Here is a 16,579-nt window from a genome sequence, read left to right as displayed (position 1 = left end):
GCAGTTGCTCGATGACGTCGAGATGCCGCCCGACTTCGGGGGACCCAGTGTCCACGGTGGTTAGAACGCGCGTCCTACAGCTTGATTGCGGTGCCTATACTCGCGGCATGCGTCGGACGATCCTGCTTCTGCTCTCCGTGTGCGTGCTGACCGGATGCTCTGCACCCGCGCCTGCACCTACGACGCCTGCTGCGACTACGTCACAGACACTGCCGACGCCTATCGCGAGCCCGATGACTGAGCCGACGACTTCGCAGTCGTATGTCGATGTCGAGACGATGAAGCAACTATGGACCGGCGCATCGGAGCAGGAGCGAGCGGACGTGCTGGCCGAGGTCGGTCTCACGACGATCACCGATGAAATCACCGACGAGATGGTTGACGAAGCTCTAAGTCGTGCAGCCGAGCACGGAATCGATGTCACCCCCGACGACATGCGCGAATTCCTCGACTGGGTGGCTACTCCCTAGTAGCCACGCGGCGTCGGACGTAGGATCTAAGCTCTCGGCCGGAGGAAGGACAGACCGGCCATGGGACGACCATCAGCGTTTCGTGAGGCGGCGACCGAGAAGCGAATGCACGATCAGGCGATCGTCGACGCCGCGAAGCACGGGCCGCTGCAGACGCTCACAGAACGCGAACGCGAGGCGAATGCCCAGCCGATGACGATCTACCCGTGGGATGCACAACGCCGCGTGCGGGCATGGGTGAGATTCGGCCCCGAGTCGGTCCGCGTCGACGCGCGGATCATCCGCTCCACCGCTCTCGCCGCCGGCATCGAGTTCAAAGCCGCCGGGCAGACGTACCGATGCTGGGTGTGGGGCAACGCCGTGCAACTCGACGAGTGAACCTGCTCACCTTCCGCCCGTCGCGCCCGACCAAGCGCCGCGGTCCTTACCGGCCGCGATGGTCTCCTCGAAGCGGCTCGAAGGTCAACGTCACCAGATCGAGAACGCCAGCGTTGCCTACACGCGTGTCGCGATCGAGGCTGACCACGCGTCGCCCGTCCCCGAGCTCAGCGGTGCCGTACGTGTGCATGTGGCCATGGAAATGGAGGACGGGTCTGACCGCGTTGCTCACCCGCTGCACACGCTGGCGCTGGGCGGCCGAGATCGCCAGCGCATCCGGGGGATATCCGTCAGGGTTGCTGGCGATGATTGCACGCACCTCGGGGGCTGCATTGACCGGTGCCTCGTGTGTGAGCAGGAGATCGGCACGTCCGCCGAGGATCGCTCGTGTCTCCATTGCCTGAGTGATTAGCTCCTCTTCGAACCAGTCTTTACCAGGGGTGCGGATGGCTTTGTCCACACTGGATGCGCCGCCGAGGGAGAGGACCTTGCGGTCTGCGATTGTCATTCTGAACGGTCTGGGAAGAAGCCACACGACTTCGCTCACCCGGATTGCGCGACCAGGAGCCCTCGCTTGCGCGGGCGCGATGCGATCCCAGGCTTCGTGGTTGCCGAGCGTCACCAGCACTCGCTCGATGCCGGCTTTCCTTGCCCAGAAGTCCACGGCGTGTGTGCCGCGACCGTCGTGATCGAAGCCGTAGTCGCCTACCTGGAGGACGGTGCGGATCGTCGGGTCAAATCGGCGCATAGCGGGGAAGAGCGTTTGAATCCACCGTGCGTTGCCATGCAGGTCTCCGACGACCCACACACGCTCGTCGGCGAGGTCGAACGACTGCGTTTCACTTTCCAAGATCGCCCCCTCCCCGAATCGGCGCTCCGCAGGCATCGCATCGACGTTGCTTGTGCTGAGCGGCAAGCGCGAGTTCAAGCATCACGAGGACATAGGCGCCGTAGTTCAGCTCAGCGTTCCGTGCACGCTCTTTAATGAGATGGCCGAACTCGACCGGTAGCCGCACGAGGATTGAATCTCTGCCGTTGGTGACATTGGGTCGAGTGCAGTACCGATCAGGATTCCGTAGCGATGGCTCTGGCCTGAAATGCGGTAGCTCGAAATGCTCTGCGAGGAGCGTGACGACCCGCTCGCCCGCTGTCATGCGGTTGCGACGCCCCTCATGTCGAAGGAGGGCGCCGAGCTCGCGGCTGGGTCGAATCAAGATGGCATCCCGAGGGCCTTTGCTCGGCCGTCCTGGCCGAGTCGATGATCCTTCCACGAGGCTGACAGCTTTCGCGCTCCGGGCCGTTCCCTCACTCATATGCGCGCCAGTCTTGATCGTTCCCGCTGTCTGACGCGATCTCTTCGAACGCTCGAGCCTGAGCGACGAAGACGGCGGCGACCGTGTCGCTGAAGTTGCTCTGATGCTCCGGCGTTATGTCGTTCCAGCCGGGCAGCTCGCCGCGACTGGCACGGGCTTGCCCATCGACGAGATGGCGAGCGGTGATGTCGATGAGTCGAACTCGGTAAGTGGGCCATTCTTGCCGCCATGCGCTGCTAGTCATTCGAGAGTCCTCTCCGTCCCGCGGGAACCCTCCGCGCCAACTCGCGGAGTCGATTGCGTGCTTGAGCTCGTTGAGGTTGCCCCCGTCGTAAGGCCGGACACTCGGCGCGTGCTCGGCAAGGTAACGAGCCGGACAAGCGCAGGAGCGGTCGGGGCCATAGGAAAGAGTGGCTCGTCGTGCGCGAAGGACGACTCGTACGGCTTGAGGAGGGCGGTGCGTCTCAACCGCGCACGTAGCTCGATGCCGACGAGATGGGACGGGATCATGCCCCCAAAGTACGCGCGCGGCCGGCGATATCACGGGAGCGGAGAACCAGCGCGCGCAAGCACTGAACGAGAGTGCTCATAGATGACTAGAAATTGCGCGACACGCGGAAGACGAGGAAGGGCGCTCGAACCGCTGCCTTCTGAACGCTCGCTCGTTCGATCCGCGCATCGAGCGCCGATACGCATCCGGGCGATGACCTGGGCTGTGGTTGGCAGGAGATCGCGCCTGGAACACTGGTCACCCCATACCCGCTCGTCGGACACGGCGGTCCTATTGGTGGGCACGACGGGGACGACACTGCCCGGCCTCGAGCCGGGGCGTGTCCACCGCCCGGCCACTCGCGGGACCGCGGCCCGAATAGATCCTAGGGGGCGGGGAGTGGGCAACCGTAGGTCAGAGGGGGGCCCCCAGGGGGCCGGCCGGCGGTCCTCTGCGACGAGTGGCGGGCGGGCAACCTGCCTTCAGCTCGAGCGTGTCCCGTGCGTGGGCAGCGGGCGGTCACGGAGCACCCGCTTGGCGGGCACCCATTTCCGCAGTTCGAGGGAATGTGCGGCGGTGCAGGAGGATCCCGAAGGTCACGTCAACTGCTTCTGCGCACCAGCTCTTGTGACCGGGGCCGGATCCGTGGTGCAGCCGAAACTCGATCTGAGGGGAGAGGGGGCGACGACAGCGCCTCCGTCCCGGATGATGCGAACGAACGGCCGCTCGGGGCACGCAATGAACTCGGCAACTGGCGGCACTACGGATACACGAAAGCGCGACCAAGAGAGGCGACGCCTCGCTCCCGGAGACCGTTGTCCCCCCGGTGCCACTACCTCGAAAACTAGGGGGACAAGCATTCCGCGTAATTACGCGCGAGAACCGCCCCGATGTCCCCATGGAACGCCATGGGGACAAGCGATTTCGCCATGGGGACACGGACGATGTCCCCATGGTTGATGGGCAACGAGAGGTCTCCGCCTTCGCTTCGACCTGCGCTCCAGCAGAAGCGAAAGCGGGTGCGTGCCCGCCCCCGCGTCGGGGAAGAACAAGCAGAGTGTGAAAGCTGTGAACAGGCGCTTCGTCGCTTCGCTCGATCGCTGTCATCACGGGCCAATAGGAGCTAGACCCGTGTTGACAGCTCGACCCCGACTACCCGCAGGAAACGGACGTGCGACAACACCTGCCCGGCTGAAGCCGAGCTGAGTGAGGGTGTTGACGATGGTGCTGGGCTCGTCCTTTTCCTGCGATGCAGAAGCAGAAGTGAACCCGTTTCGTCGCTGAAGCTCCTCAGCGGGGGAGAAAGAGCAAAAGAGCATAAGAGAGGCTGGCACCGGGCTGCGTTTCCCTCCGCTTCGCTACGGTGAATCTTGCCCGCTGGTCGGCGAAGCCGACGGCCTTTCGCTCGGCGCGGTCGCTAGACGCTGCGCTAATCATCCGTCTTTGCTCACCGCTCGTCGCGTTGCTCCTCGGGCTCCTACTTTGGAGCTTCGCTCCTCGCCGATCGCCGTCCTCACGGACTGCGATCGGTGCTCTTCCAAGACCACGTGTGCCGGCCCATGTGCTCCGCCTGAGGACGCCGCTGAAGGCACTGGTGCTAGCTGCACATCGCGGTCACAATCAGCGAGGGAATCGTTTCTGGAATCATTCCAGGAATGATTCCAGAAACAATTCCGGTAACTGTCCGACGCGAAGGTGCTCGGCACGCTCGCTGTTGATGCACCCGTCGGGGCACGCGTATGCATCGTCATGACGCCTCGGAGCGATCGAGATACGGGGTACCGCCTCTCCGCACGTCGCGAGCGTACGGAAGACGGGAGTGAGGGGTGAAGCGGATAGGTCTAGCGCTCGGCCAGCGGGATGCGGCCTCGCCCTTCCACTGCCGTGCGCTTGGTAGAGGGTGTACCTGCACGTACCTGCACCCCTCCAGGTACGCCTCTGCGTCACCGTGATGGCTGATCATCATGGAGAAAGGGTTGAACGGAAGGCCATGGTCAGCGAAAGAGTGAATTCGAGTTTGACCTGAGCTTTGCTTCCCTGTACCTGCGCTTTGTGCAACCCCTGTAAGGGCTGGTCGCTTCGGGTGTTGCATTGGGTCGCGGCGGGCGTGTACGGCTGTCGCACTGCGGTGGCGCCGGACGTTGTACAGGTGTCGCACTGCTGTAGCGCCGGATGTTGCATGGAGGTCGGACGGTGGTCGCATCCGACGGACTTACGCCGACCGCGACCGTCCAGCACGCCGATGGGTGGTTGCCCACCGACGCGCGCCACCGAACACGCGGTGCCCCAATTCGCCAATGGTCCGTTGTCGGCTCGAGTGGGCCGGGCACACGCCCTGCGCGGATGTTGGTGCACGAACGTCAATCGCGTTGGATGCTCTGCGGCTCTTATGTGGCAAGCGCGGTGAGTTACGAATCTGTCCTTCGCCGAGTAACCGGAATTATGCGAGGTCAGATCGAGAAAACGCGCTTCGGATTAGCCGTTACCGCTGGATGGCTCATTTGGCCCGAGGTTCGCTCCCTAGCGGTGCGACAGCGCAACTCCAATATTCTGCTGCTCTTCCTGTAACTATGTAATCATGTAACTTGTGGCTCGAGTCGCCTGATTCTTGAACGGTTCCGCGGTTACCGCGAGCGACCTATCTGGTAACTCGACGCAAGCAGACGTAACTTGCTGGACCTGCTCTGCCCTTTGCTGCCGAGCATTGCGTTCGAGGAGGGGCAGGGTGCAGGACGCGTAGGCGTCCTGCACCCGGGCGCTCAGGCGACGAGCGGGGGCACAGCATGTGCCAGGGCGGCATCGATCCGCTGGGAGCGCCTCACGGCCGCAGTCAACCGAGGTTCGGGCTTGTACCACTGCTGCTGGCAGGGACAGGGTTGGCCAGCTCGCCGGTGGCTCGCATGATCTGCGACGTGGCTCTTATCCTCGACGCCGTCATCGTCGAACGCGCTGCGATGCCAATCGTCGATGTCCGCGTCCCGGAGTGCCGCCAGTTCGGTGGGGTCGTTCGGTAGTTTCTGGTCGCGGAGCCGGATGCCCTTGTACGTGGATGCGGTCATATTCCAGGCGTCGCTAGGCACGTCGTACTCCCTCAGTAGGGGCTCGTTTCCGTCCATCTTCCTGGCTGCGTTGATCACCTTCGTCCTGTCCTCGCAGATCCAAAGGTCATCATCGTGGACTGCCTCGAGGAGGCGGTCGATGAACGTCTGCTTGTTGAGGGGACGGCTGCCAGCGTTTTCCCGCTCTCGCCATGCCTCGAAGAGCTGATACAAGAAGGCGAACGGGAGGAGATCCCACACGAACAGCTTGCGAACCTCTTGCCAGAATTCGTGAACCAAGTCGTTTCGGGTTTTCGCGTCTTCGAGCAGTGCCCGGCAAGACGTGGGTTCCGAGAGGGTGTAGTGCGACATGTGAAGCGCGCGCCAGAGCACGAACTCGAGGACTTCGGGGTCGCGAAGAAACTCGTTCTTGATCTCCGGGACCTCGGCGCCCGTGAAGCTCTTCTGGAAGGGGACGAACAGCTGTCTACGTGAGAACGACCCTGACTTGTCCTTCGTGTTGGGTAGCGCGTTGACGCACTGGATGATGAGTCCGCGGAAACGAATCATGATCACCTTCTGGTTCTTGCGGTTGATCGACAGACGGTCGCCGGTCACTGCGGCTTTGAGCGCTGCCAAGAAGGGAAGATGCTCGCCGACGTTGTTTTCGTCGACCAAGACAACGATGGCGTTCAGTAGGGGCTCGAGCTTGAACTCGTTGCCGGGCCCGCCCCATTGGTCCAGCGGGATTGAGCAGCATGCAGGGGAGCCAACTCCAAAGAGGTTCTCGATCATCTCCAGCAGCGTTCCTTTGCCGGAGTTCCCACGGACGCTGTGGAAGAACGCTGCTTTGCCCCAGCGAACTCCCGGCCGCGCGGCCGCGCTGATGATCTCCCAGACGGTGTGCGCCACTTCCTCGGCGTCGGGGAGCCCTTCAAACAGACCCAGCAGCCAGCTAGAGAATGTCCACTCGCCGGAGCCGGCAATCGTGCGAGTGGGCTCCTGTGGTTCGCTCAAGGGGCAGTCGACCGCGAGCTTGGAGGTGAAGACGTCCCGCTCGGGGTCGTACTCACGCTGCGTCTTGGTGCGGAAATCAAACACGCGAGACTTGCACGGGATGGCGTCTGGATCGGAGTTCTTCTCCACGCGAAGTGCGCTGTCGTAGATGTGGCCGATGACCTCCCTCATCTTTGTGTCATTGATGTCCTGATCGAATGCCCGCACGAGCAATCGGAGCTGTGACTCGTCGGCGACGAAGAGGCCCTTGTCTGCGCCCGAGACCTGATACACGCGAAGCTCATCCCGCGACTTGTCGGCCAGGCCCGCATGGGCGATTCGTCGGATTCGATTCCACCGTGCGGTGAGCATCGCGATCTGCCAAGCGGTGAGGCTGGTAGGGCGGCCACCGGCGACATAGATCGGGCGAGCCTTATCGTCCTTCGTCACCGACACAACACACGCTTCGGTAGTTCTTGCGAGAAGTGCGGAGTTCGCATCGAGTGCCGGCGGCAACTCGCCGAGGGCGTAACCGCTGAGCTCGTCGAGATACTCCTCGGTGACATGCCGGATCCGCTGAGCCCGGCCCCACGTCTGCGGAATGGAGCCAACTGCGGTCCGCGGTGCGTCATCAGAGCTGTACGACCGGTCGTAATCGATGGTCGTGATCGAGTCGTCGCTCGTGAGGGGCGAATCATCAGCATCGGGCTGGGCGTCCTCAAACGCTACTGTCATAGGTAGTTCCTTCGGCTATCGGACGAGCTGCAACTCGTCGGCTGGAGTTTGTTCTCTGAGAAAGCGCCTCGGCATCGCCGGGGGCGCTTTCGTTGGATGTGGTGCCGCGGTCACACCGCTTGCTCAAGCTGGCCCTCAAGCCAGAGGTCGACCTCGGTCTGTCTCCACCTCACCGCGCTGCCGATTTTCAGGGCGCGTGGCAAGGGCTCACCAAGCGAACGCTTGCGGTAGATCGTCGAAACCGACATGCCGATCTGAGCGGAAAGGTCCTTTGCGTCGAGAAGGGTGTTCTTGGGGTGAGTCATGCTGATCCATTCTTCGAGTTACCAGAGTCTTGTTGCGTGTGAATGACCGTAGCACACGCTATAAGAGTCTGGTAACCTCTCGGTATGGAAGCAATATCGATCGCGGAAGCTGTAGGAAGATTCCTCCGCAGTTACCGTCGAACGCACGGTCTCACCATGGACTCCGTCGCCACCGCCGGGCGTGAGTTCGGCGCGACATGGAGTCTGTCAAGCGTGCAGGCCATCGAAGCGGGTAAGGCAGCACCCACGCTCCCGACCCTGCTGACCTTGGCGCTGGTCCTGGGGCGTCTTTCTGGCGAGCCTGTTCGGCTGGCGGATCTGGTGAGCGAGGCAGACCTCGTCGATCGACCATTTGTAGGACGCCCTGACCAACCCGTGCGGCGCACCTGGCTCGAAAGGGTTCTGTCCGGCGTGCCAGTCGAACTGCATGGCGTCGACTTTGTGCACGTAGCGGACCAGGGTGAGGGGAACGAGAGCGATGAGATAGAGGTCGCGGCGATGGCGCCCAAGGGCGCACTCAACTCTCGACAGCGGCGTGAGCAGGTCGACGCATTGTGGGATGCCATGAACCAGCCTCCTGACGCTGATCCCGTCCCGAGCTCGGTCCCAAAGCGGTACAGCCTCGCCGAGTCACGAGCGGCGAAGAAGCTCGGCGTGCAGCCGCTACTACTTCAGCAGCACGCAGCGAAACTCTGGGGTCATTCGCTCGAGGTGGAGGCCCTGCATCGTGCTGGTGAAGACAGCACGCCGCAGGGACGCGGGCGCGTTACCCGCATCCTGGTCGACGAGATCCGCGCATCCATCGAAGGCGACGACTGATGGGAAGGCCGCGGTTGCCAATCGGAACGTACGGCACCATCAATGTGGCTGAAGTGCAGCCGGGAAAATGGCGTGCCCGGGCTCGCTACCGGTTCGCCGACGGAAAGTCTCGGCAGATCGAGAAGCACGCGCCCAGTAGAGCTAAGGCGACAGCCGCGCTGAAGCACGCGCTGACCACGATCGAGGCCGCCCGTGGTGGCGAGCTAAAGCCGACGACGCACCTACGCGCCCTCGGCCACAGGTTTTTGGAGTCCAGGCGCGAGTTGGGCCGCTCGGAAGGGACGCTGGAGACGTACGGCTATGCAGTGACCGCGCACATCACGCCACGGATCGGCGATCTCTCGGTCGCGGAAGCCACGCCTGAGCGGCTGCAGAAGTTCCTCAACGCCGTGGAGAAGGAGGCTGGTCCTGGGGCGGCGAAGAACTGCCGATCGGCCCTGAGCGGCATGCTCGGCCTGGCGGTGCGTAACGGCGCTCTGTCGCACAACCCTGTGCGTGAGCTCGAACGCGTCACCCAGAGGAAGAAGAAGGGGAGCACGGCGATTCCGCTGGACGAGCTGCCTACATTCCTCGAGCGCGTTCGTGCTGACGAGAAGCTCGTCGAGTGGGACACGGTTGACCTGATCACGTTCATGCTCGCATCCGGGTGGCGCGTCGCCGAGGTATGCGCGCTCGAAGCAGACGCCGTCGATTTCGCCGCCGGCACCGCCTCCGTTGTCGCGCAGAACGTGCGTGTGAAGGGGAAGGGTATCGTCCGGCAGGAGTTTGGGAAGACCGATAAAGCTGCGCGTACGACGCACCTGCCGGAGGCGACGATGAGCCTGCTGCGCAAACGCCACGCGGTGCTGCGCGACGCCACTAGCCTCATCTTCCCGACCCCGCTGATGCGACCTAGGGACCCCTCGAACACGCAGCGGGAGCTTCGAGACCGACGCGAGAGCCTGGGATACCCGGGCTTGTCCACCCATGCTTTTCGGAAGACGGTAGCCACGATCCTCGACAAAGCTGGGCTATCCGCCACAGAGATCGCCGACTATCTCGGCCATGAGAACCCGAGCATGACTCAGGACGTGTACATGAACACACTCAGGGGCTCGAGTAAGGCAGCGGGAGTCTTGGACGCGTCGCTGAAAGGGCTCATCTAGAACGTCTGTATGCAAGAAGTCGCCACGCCTAGAGTGACTATCCGTCAGATGCGTAGGAGACTGCTGTCGAGCCTGGGCTGTAGCAGGGCTAGGGTTCTCCAGGACTCGTCGCCGGAGCTGGCGTACGGGAAGGGGCGGATGTGGGCGAGGTATCGGCGGGCACACCTCGTCTCGGCGTGATGGTCGACGGCAGTGGCTCTGACGAGGCACCGGTCGCGATGTTCTTGGATAACGGCTCGTCATTGGAGCTCACGCTCGTCGTCGATCCCGCAGTCCGGCTGAGCGAACGCTACGAACGCTGGTGGGGACGCAGCGTCATGCACATGGATGACCCGGACCGCACTCGACGCAGCTACGAGCCTCCTCGCTCGCTAGGATTCCGAGACAGCTACGGCACTCTCGTACTCGTCGGCTGTCGATCAACCGACTCTCGCACGACCGGCGGAGGCAGTGGGCACGGCAAGCTTGTTGCGAATTTCGCGGTCGTCGACGGCCAATGGCTCGACTACGAGCAGATCAATGGACTCCGCACTGACGCACCTGGAGTCGCCGCCTGGACCAGGCTGAGCGGGATCCGCGTTGACGTGCAACGAGACGATCGACGTCGTGCAAAATCGGTGCGGATGGACTTGGAGTCACCCGCAGACATCCGACTGGCCGGTGCGATGAACCTCGGAATGCACTTGCACTGGCGTACCGACAACCCTCGAGGGCGGTTCAGCGCGGAAGAAGTCGTGCAATTGCAGACACTCGTTCGAGACCGACGCGCCTGGGATGACCACCTCGACTTGCACGGAGCAGTGCTTGACCTCGCAGCGATCTCCGCCTGGGAGCCATTCGGCTTCAACAGCATCGAAGTGCAGATCGATAACGACCGAGTGCGTACCGGTGCGGATACTTACAGCGATCCCCAGTGGCGCAAGGTTGCCACTCACCGCCTCGTCAAGCACGAGGCCTGGAAAGAGGGGCCTCGGTTCCTCTTCCCGTTCGCCGATGTCGGACCGCGCGGGATCAAGCGGTGGTTGCGAATCAGGCGAGACTACAAGCAAGTGATCGACGCGATGGCGCGCGTCCTGTACTCGGACGAGCCGTGGGGCATCAGCAGTGTCGTCCACAGCGGCATCGCCTTAGAAGCTCTCGGCTACATGATCGATCTTCGGAAGAATGATGGGGCGCATCTCAACCGCCGGAAGCAGATGAACTTCAAGCCCGGCCTCCGCGTGATCCTTGCGGACATGGAGTTGGTGCCGCTCGATGATGTCGAAGGCTGGATCGAGAGAAGCTACGCCGCCTATATGGGGTCCAAGCATGTGGACCGGGCGATGCCCGATTCCCTCGACCTCCTGAACACGCTGCGCGAGAACCTCCTCGTTCTGAGGTTCTGGATCGGTTTGAAGATCGGCGTTCCGGCAGCGACGTTGGAGAATCTCCTCCAGCGTGACCAGCTGAGCTCGCAGTTCATCGCTCTCGATTGAAGTGCTGCGGTGAGCCAGAGCGAGCGTGGACTCCTAATCCCGCACCCGATGGTCCACTTAGACCCAGCCTGTCGAGTGGTGGTCTGACTCGGGTGCGCGAGGGATGTCGCCGTGTAGGTTCGATCGCAGCGCGCGAGCATGAGCCCGATCGCTTGCTCCGCAAGGTCGCTCAGGTCGCAGTCGGCTGAGCGGTGATGCAGGCCCGACTGAGCGAAAGTACGATTTCCAAAGTGCGGGGTTAATGCGGGGCGCTTGACTGAAGACACTCGGAGATACGCGGAAGATCTTCACGATTCCATTGACCGTTCGCTGAGTGTGCTCCGCCAGTACCGCCGGATCTCCCTGGTCAGCACTAAAAAGGAACCCCCGCAAGTAGAAGCCTTGCGAGGGTTCAGCAGCGGTGTAATCTCCGCTACGTGGCTCCGACCGGCATCGATCCGGTGACCTTTCGATTTTCAGTCGAACGCTCTACCAACTGAGCTACAGAGCCGTACGGCACATCATGATCTGCCGCATCCTAGACGAAGAGCCTCCTCGAAAGAAGGCTCATCGCTCAGAGCGACCCTGACGGGACTTGAACCCGCGACCTCCGCCGTGACAGGGCGGCACGCTAACCAACTGCGCTACAGGGCCATAACTTTTCAATTGTATCGGAAGAGTGACCCCAACGGGATTCGAACCCGTGCTACCGCCGTGAAAGGGCGGCGTCCTAGGCCGCTAAACGATGGGGCCGAAGAGATTCCCGGAGGTTTCCCTTGCCGACGCTCAAGCATAAGGGGCAGAGCGGGCAAAAACGAAATCCAGGGCGGTTCTACTTCCATCCCGGGCGTTTCGGGGGGACTATGGATGGGTCTCGCCTGTGCGTCCGAGTGCCACCCGAGTGCTCGTGCGAGCACGCCACCTGTTGCAGCTGTGACGAATGTTGTTACTGTTACAGCTGTGAAACCGGCGGAAGGAGCCGAGTGAACGAGGCAAGACTTGCGGATGCCCGATCCGCAGGCGACGATGACTGCGGCTGCACGCCGCCCGTCGTCGACCGCCCTTCCGTGCTGGCGAACTCGAAGATCACCCGCCGCGGCGCGATCACGGTCGGTGCGCTGAGCGCCATCGCGCTCACCGCGTTCGGCGTCTCTTCTGCCGGCCAGACCGCCCAGGCCGCCGACTACCCCAGCTGGGACGACGTGCAGCGCGCCAAGGCGAACGAGGCCGCGAAGGCCTCTGAGATCACGCGCATCGAGGCGCTGATCCGCACGCTCACCGACCAGGCCGCCGCAGCCGAGGCTGCGTCGCGCAAGGCCGGCGAGGAGTTCTACGCCGCCCAGCAGGCCTATTTCGATCAGGCCGCCAAGGCGGAGGATCTGCAGTCGCAGGCCGACGAGCAGGCGAAGATCGCCGACGAGAGCGCCCGCAAGGCCGGCCAGGTCGCCAACCAGCTCTACCGCAGCGGCGGAGACGAAGCGGCTCTCGAGCTCTTCCTCTCCGAGTCCTCCGACGGGGCCGACGACCTGCTCGCCCGCCTCGGCAGCATGGACAAGCTCGTCGAGTACAACCGCACGGTCGCAGAGCGTGCGGCGTCGGCTCGCGACACCGCACAGGCGCTCAGCAACCAGGCATCCGCAGCCCGCGACGAGCGCGACCGCCTGCAGAAGGTCGCCGAGCAGAAGATGATCGCCGCGCAGCAGGCGGCCGAAGCCGCGCAGCGGGCGCTCGAAGAGCGCCAGGCGAACCTCGTCACTCTCGAGGCGCAGCTCGCCGCACTCAAAGACAACACGACCGCGACGGTCGCCGCCTATCAGGAGGGCGAGCGCAAGCGGAAGGCAGCGGAAGAGGCGCGACGCAGGGCAGAGGCCGAGCGCCTGCGCCGGCTCGCCGAGGAAGCCGCGAAGAACAACCAGGGCGGCGGCGGTGGCAGCCCCAGCAGTGGTGGGGGCGGCGGTGGCGGAGGAACCGGCACGGGCGCCTGGCGTCGACCGCACGGCGGCCGCATCTCATCGGGCTACGGCCCCCGGCCTCCGCGCTGCGTGAACGGCACGTGCCGGTCGACCTTCCACCGCGGACTCGACTTCGCGAACGGCTGCGGTGCCGCGATCTACGCCGCATCGTCGGGCCGCGTCGACGTCGCCTGGTACAACGGCGGCTACGGCAACTACGTGCGCATCCAGCACGGTGACGGAATCGCCACCGGCTACGCGCACCTCAGCCACTTCGCCGTCCGCAGCGGGCAGCGGGTCAGCGCGGGCCAGATCATCGGCTACTCGGGCAACACCGGCGCCTCGCAGGGCTGCCACCTGCACTTCGAGGTCTACACGGGCGGCGGCACGACCGACCCCTACAGTTTCCTGTCTCGGCGCGGAGCTCTCTGAGTCCGCGACCGCACGGCAGACGACAGAACCCCCGGCCGCTGGGCCGGGGGTTCCGTCGTTGACAGCGGGAGGTCTCAGTGACCGTCGTTCGCGAAGCGCTCGATCGCCTCGTCGAGGATGCGCTGCGCCTCGGCGGCGTCGCCCCAGGCGTCGACCTTGACCCACTTGTTGGGCTCGAGGTCCTTGTAGTGCTCGAAGAAGTGCGCGATCTCCTTCTTCGTGTACTCGGGCAGGTCGCCGATGTCCTGGATGTGCGCCCAGCGCGGGTCCTTCGACAGCACGGCCACGAGCTTGTCGTCGCCACCGGCCTCGTCGCTCATCTTGAGCACGGCGACGGGGCGCACGTTCACGACGACACCGGGGAAGATCGCGTGGTCGAGCAGCACGAGCACGTCGAGCGGGTCGCCGTCCTCGCCGAGGGTGTTGTCGAAGTAGCCGTAGTCGGCCGGGTAGCCGAAGGTGGTGTACAGGACGCGGTCGAGGTGGACGCGACCGGTCTCGTGGTCGACTTCGTACTTCACGCGGCTGCCGCGCGGGATCTCGATGACGGCGTCGTGTGCGCCCATGTGCTGTTCTCCTTGAAAGACGGGTGGATGCCGGAGACCAGCCTACTCGCGCCCGCCTGAGCGGCCGAGCAGCTGCGGCTGCACCTCGGCGGTGCGCCGGCGCAGGGCATCCGCCACCGCCGCCACCGCCGGCTGGCGAAGCGAATCGGCCCGCACGACCAGCCAGTAGGGGAGCCGCTCGTCGAAGTCGTCCGGCAGCAGCCGGACGAGATCCGGATGCTGATCCGCGAGGAAGCACGGCAGGAAGCCGATGCCCGCGCCGGCGCGCGTCGCCTCGACGTGCACGAAGACGTTTGTCGAGCTCAGCGAATCCTGCATGCCAGGCACGAGCCGGCGGGGTGCGTCGAGGTCGTCGACCTGCAGCATCGAGTCGACGAAGTAGACCAGAGGATGGTCGGCGAGGGCGTCGATCCCCGAGGGGGTGCCGTACTCGGCGAGGTACTCGCGAGACGCGTACATGCCGAGCGCATACTCGCCCAGGCGGATGGCCTCGGCGCGGTGCACCTGCGGCTCGCCCACGACGACCTCCATGTCGAGACCCGAGCGGTGCTGCAGAGCGCGCCGGGTCACGTTCATGACCTCGACGCTGAGTCGCGGATGCCGGCGCCGCAGCTGCGCGACGGCCGGGGCGATCACGAAGCCGCTGAACCCGTCGGTCGACGAGATGCGCACCACACCGGCGATCGGGTCGAGCGGACCGTCGCCCTGCAGGATGCCCGACATCGCGGACTCGACGTCCTCCGCGGCGCGGACGGCGCGACGGCCGAGGTCGGTGAGCTCCCACCCGCCGGCGCCGCGGGAGAGCACGCGGCCGCCGAGCGCGCCCTCGAGCGCGGAGATCCGGCGGGAGACGGTGGTGTGGTTCAAGCCGAGGGTCTCGCCCGCCGTGACGAAGCGTCCTGCACGCGACACCTCGAGCAGGATGAGGAGGTCGTGCGGGTCGGGAGAGGACGACGAGACGGCGGTGGTGCTCATATCTGCAATTCTGCACACCAGGTCTGCTGGAATGGTCATTGATGCACACCGGGTTCCTGCCGATACTTGCTGAGACCCCCGCGAGCTCACACACGAAGGAGTGCACATGAGCGTCCCCCACGCCGCCCCAGGCGCGACATCCCCCGCCGAACCCGAGACCGGGAAGACCTCGGGCCTGAAGAAGATCGTCGCCGCCTCCATGGTCGGCACCGTCGTCGAATGGTACGAGTTCTTCCTCTACGCCACCGCCGCATCGCTGATCTTCGGCACCTACTTCTTCCCGAACGCCGGCACCGAGCTCGACGGCATCATCGCCGCCTTCCTCACCTACGCGGTCGGCTTCATCGCGCGCCCGCTCGGCGGCATCGTGTTCGGCCAGATCGGCGACCGCCTCGGACGCAAGCACACCCTGCAGGTCACGATCATCCTCGTCGGCGTCGCGACCTTCCTCATGGGCTGCCTGCCCGGCTTCAACGCCATCGGCTACTGGGCGCCCGCGCTGCTCGTGGTGCTGCGGTTCATCCAGGGCTTCGCCGTCGGTGGCGAATGGGGCGGCGCCGTGCTGCTCGTCGCCGAGCACAGCCCCGATCGCTCGCGCGGCTTCTGGTCGAGCTGGCCGCAGGCCGCCGTGCCGGTCGGCAACCTGCTCGCCACCCTCGTGCTGCTCGGCATGTCGTGGATCCTGCCCGCCGACCAGTTCCTCGGCTGGGGATGGCGCGTGGCGTTCTGGGTCTCGGCGATCGTCGTGATCATCGGCTACTACATCCGCACCCACGTCAGCGAGGCGCCGATCTTCCTCGAGGCGCGCGCCCAGGTCGAGGCCGACAAGGCCGCAGGATACGGCGTGCTCGAGGTCGTCAAGAAGTACCCGCGCGGCATCTTCGGCGCGATGGGCCTCCGCTTCGCCGAGAACATCCTGTACTACATCATCGTGTCGTTCACGATCGTGTACCTGAAGACCGTGCACGAGTACGACACGAGCCAGCTGCTGCTCGCGCTGCTCGTGGCCCACGCGATCCACTTCGTCGTGATCCCGCAGGCGGGGCGGCTCTCCGACCGCTTCGGACGCCGCCCGGTGTACCTCGCCGGCGCCGTGCTCGGCGCACTGTGGGCATTCTTCGCCTTCCCGATGTTCGACACCCTGAACCCGCTGATCATCATCGCGGCGGTCTCGATCGGACTCTGCTTCCACGCCCTGATGTACGCCGGTCAGCCGGCCATCATGGCCGAGATGTTCCCGACCCGCATGCGGTACTCGGGCGTCTCGCTCGGCTACCAGGTGACCTCGATCATCGCGGGGTCGCTGGCGCCCATCATCGCCACCGCCCTGCTGCAGGAGTTCAGCTCGTGGGTGCCCGTTGCCGTGTACGTCGCGATCGCCTGCGCGATCACCGCCGTCGCCGTGATCACCCTGCGTGAGACGAAGGGCATCTCGCTGCTCGAGGTCGACCAGGCAGACGCCGAGAAGCACGGCCTCGCTGCCGTGAAGGCCGGCGCCTGAGCATCCGTCG

Annotated in this window: 13 protein-coding genes and 3 tRNA genes; 7 read left to right on the top strand and 9 right to left on the bottom strand. The window is 64.5% G+C overall.

The annotated features are described in order from the left end of the window. Positions 1-233: 233 nt before the first annotated feature. Together AB0N59_RS01920 and AB0N59_RS01915 are read left to right on the top strand one after the other, a co-directional pair. Positions 234-470, top strand: coding sequence for a hypothetical protein (locus tag AB0N59_RS01920; protein ID WP_363477942.1), 237 nt, complete (start codon positions 234-236; stop codon positions 468-470). A gap of 60 nt (positions 471-530) precedes the next feature. Beyond that, the gene (locus AB0N59_RS01915; protein WP_363477939.1) at positions 531-848 is read left to right on the top strand and encodes a hypothetical protein; all 318 of its coding nucleotides are present in this window, start codon (positions 531-533) and stop codon (positions 846-848) included. Between the two features lie 46 nt (positions 849-894). Here the strand turns inward: AB0N59_RS01915 and AB0N59_RS01910 are convergent, their stop codons facing one another. The 4 genes from AB0N59_RS01910 to AB0N59_RS01895 all read right to left on the bottom strand — a co-directional run bounded on the left by AB0N59_RS01910 (position 895) and on the right by AB0N59_RS01895 (position 7,725). Continuing rightward, positions 895-1,734 carry a metallophosphoesterase gene (locus AB0N59_RS01910; protein WP_363477936.1) on the bottom strand — a complete coding sequence of 280 codons (840 nt, stop codon included), beginning with the start codon at positions 1,732-1,734 and terminating at the stop codon, positions 895-897. A gap of 419 nt (positions 1,735-2,153) precedes the next feature. Further along, complete coding sequence (locus AB0N59_RS01905; RefSeq protein WP_363477933.1) at positions 2,154-2,405, bottom strand: hypothetical protein; 252 nt, start codon at positions 2,403-2,405, stop codon at positions 2,154-2,156. A gap of 3,005 nt (positions 2,406-5,410) precedes the next feature. Continuing rightward, positions 5,411-7,420: a phage/plasmid primase, P4 family gene (locus AB0N59_RS01900; RefSeq protein ID WP_363477930.1), complete on the bottom strand. Its 2,010-nt coding sequence runs from the start codon at positions 7,418-7,420 to the stop codon at positions 5,411-5,413. A gap of 110 nt (positions 7,421-7,530) precedes the next feature. Further along, complete coding sequence (locus tag AB0N59_RS01895; protein ID WP_101847446.1) at positions 7,531-7,725, bottom strand: helix-turn-helix domain-containing protein; 195 nt, start codon at positions 7,723-7,725, stop codon at positions 7,531-7,533. A gap of 84 nt (positions 7,726-7,809) precedes the next feature. Here AB0N59_RS01895 and AB0N59_RS01890 point away from each other — a divergent pair, with 84 nt between their 5' ends. From AB0N59_RS01890 to AB0N59_RS01880, 3 genes are all read left to right on the top strand, one after another. Beyond that, positions 7,810-8,544 carry a helix-turn-helix domain-containing protein gene (locus tag AB0N59_RS01890; RefSeq protein WP_101847445.1) on the top strand — a complete coding sequence of 245 codons (735 nt, stop codon included), beginning with the start codon at positions 7,810-7,812 and terminating at the stop codon, positions 8,542-8,544. Continuing rightward, positions 8,544-9,689 (top strand): site-specific integrase, encoded by a 1,146-nt coding sequence (locus AB0N59_RS01885; RefSeq protein ID WP_101847444.1) that lies wholly within the window; start codon positions 8,544-8,546, stop codon positions 9,687-9,689. The genes AB0N59_RS01890 and AB0N59_RS01885 overlap by 1 nt, the downstream gene beginning before the upstream one ends. A gap of 140 nt (positions 9,690-9,829) precedes the next feature. Then, on the top strand, positions 9,830-11,164 hold the full coding sequence (locus AB0N59_RS01880) for a hypothetical protein (protein ID WP_363477925.1): 1,335 nt from the start codon (positions 9,830-9,832) through the stop codon (positions 11,162-11,164). Positions 11,165-11,581: 417 nt separating this feature from the next. Here the strand turns inward: AB0N59_RS01880 and AB0N59_RS01875 are convergent. From AB0N59_RS01875 to AB0N59_RS01865, 3 genes are all read right to left on the bottom strand, one after another. After that, positions 11,582-11,654: transfer RNA gene (locus AB0N59_RS01875), tRNA-Phe, on the bottom strand. 69 nt (positions 11,655-11,723) lie between these two features. Next, positions 11,724-11,797, bottom strand: a tRNA-Asp gene (locus AB0N59_RS01870). Between the two features lie 26 nt (positions 11,798-11,823). Then, a tRNA-Glu gene (locus AB0N59_RS01865) sits at positions 11,824-11,896 on the bottom strand. Positions 11,897-12,126: 230 nt separating this feature from the next. On the opposite strand from AB0N59_RS01865, the gene AB0N59_RS01860 reads away from it, so the two are divergent. Then, a complete protein-coding gene (locus AB0N59_RS01860; RefSeq protein WP_363477922.1) occupies positions 12,127-13,527 on the top strand; it encodes a peptidoglycan DD-metalloendopeptidase family protein in 1,401 nt (466 codons plus the stop codon). A 74-nt stretch (positions 13,528-13,601) separates the two neighbouring features. On the opposite strand, the gene ppa is transcribed toward AB0N59_RS01860, so the two are convergent. Both ppa and AB0N59_RS01850 read right to left on the bottom strand, forming a co-directional pair. Next, on the bottom strand, positions 13,602-14,093 hold the full coding sequence (gene ppa / locus AB0N59_RS01855) for an inorganic diphosphatase (RefSeq protein ID WP_204975534.1): 492 nt from the start codon (positions 14,091-14,093) through the stop codon (positions 13,602-13,604). A gap of 42 nt (positions 14,094-14,135) precedes the next feature. Beyond that, positions 14,136-15,068: a LysR family transcriptional regulator gene (locus AB0N59_RS01850; protein ID WP_363477919.1), complete on the bottom strand. Its 933-nt coding sequence runs from the start codon at positions 15,066-15,068 to the stop codon at positions 14,136-14,138. Between the two features lie 106 nt (positions 15,069-15,174). Between AB0N59_RS01850 and AB0N59_RS01845 the strand changes: the two genes are divergently transcribed. Next, on the top strand, positions 15,175-16,569 hold the full coding sequence (locus AB0N59_RS01845) for an MFS transporter (protein WP_363477916.1): 1,395 nt from the start codon (positions 15,175-15,177) through the stop codon (positions 16,567-16,569). The last annotated feature ends 10 nt before the right edge of the window (positions 16,570-16,579 follow it).

Source organism: Microbacterium sp. NPDC089321, from assembly GCF_040684935.1.
In the GTDB taxonomy this organism is placed as follows: Bacteria; Actinomycetota; Actinomycetes; order Actinomycetales; family Microbacteriaceae; genus Microbacterium.
Note: the sequence above shows the minus strand (reverse complement) of the source record. Positions and strands in the feature narration are given on the sequence as shown.

Excerpts from the sequence above, each read along its gene's own strand:
- AB0N59_RS01920 (WP_363477942.1), top strand. The coding sequence starts at position 234 with ATGACTGAGCCGACGACTTCGCAGTCGTATGTCGATGTCGAGACGATG.
- AB0N59_RS01915 (WP_363477939.1), top strand. The coding sequence starts at position 531 with ATGGGACGACCATCAGCGTTTCGTGAGGCGGCGACCGAGAAGCGAATG.
- AB0N59_RS01910 (WP_363477936.1), bottom strand. The coding sequence starts at position 1,734 with ATGCCTGCGGAGCGCCGATTCGGGGAGGGGGCGATCTTGGAAAGTGAA.
- AB0N59_RS01905 (WP_363477933.1), bottom strand. The coding sequence starts at position 2,405 with ATGACTAGCAGCGCATGGCGGCAAGAATGGCCCACTTACCGAGTTCGA.
- AB0N59_RS01900 (WP_363477930.1), bottom strand. The coding sequence starts at position 7,420 with ATGACAGTAGCGTTTGAGGACGCCCAGCCCGATGCTGATGATTCGCCC.
- AB0N59_RS01895 (WP_101847446.1), bottom strand. The coding sequence starts at position 7,725 with ATGACTCACCCCAAGAACACCCTTCTCGACGCAAAGGACCTTTCCGCT.
- AB0N59_RS01890 (WP_101847445.1), top strand. The coding sequence starts at position 7,810 with ATGGAAGCAATATCGATCGCGGAAGCTGTAGGAAGATTCCTCCGCAGT.
- AB0N59_RS01885 (WP_101847444.1), top strand. The coding sequence starts at position 8,544 with ATGGGAAGGCCGCGGTTGCCAATCGGAACGTACGGCACCATCAATGTG.
- ppa (WP_204975534.1), bottom strand. The coding sequence starts at position 14,093 with ATGGGCGCACACGACGCCGTCATCGAGATCCCGCGCGGCAGCCGCGTG.
- AB0N59_RS01850 (WP_363477919.1), bottom strand. The coding sequence starts at position 15,068 with ATGAGCACCACCGCCGTCTCGTCGTCCTCTCCCGACCCGCACGACCTC.
- AB0N59_RS01845 (WP_363477916.1), top strand. The coding sequence starts at position 15,175 with ATGAGCGTCCCCCACGCCGCCCCAGGCGCGACATCCCCCGCCGAACCC.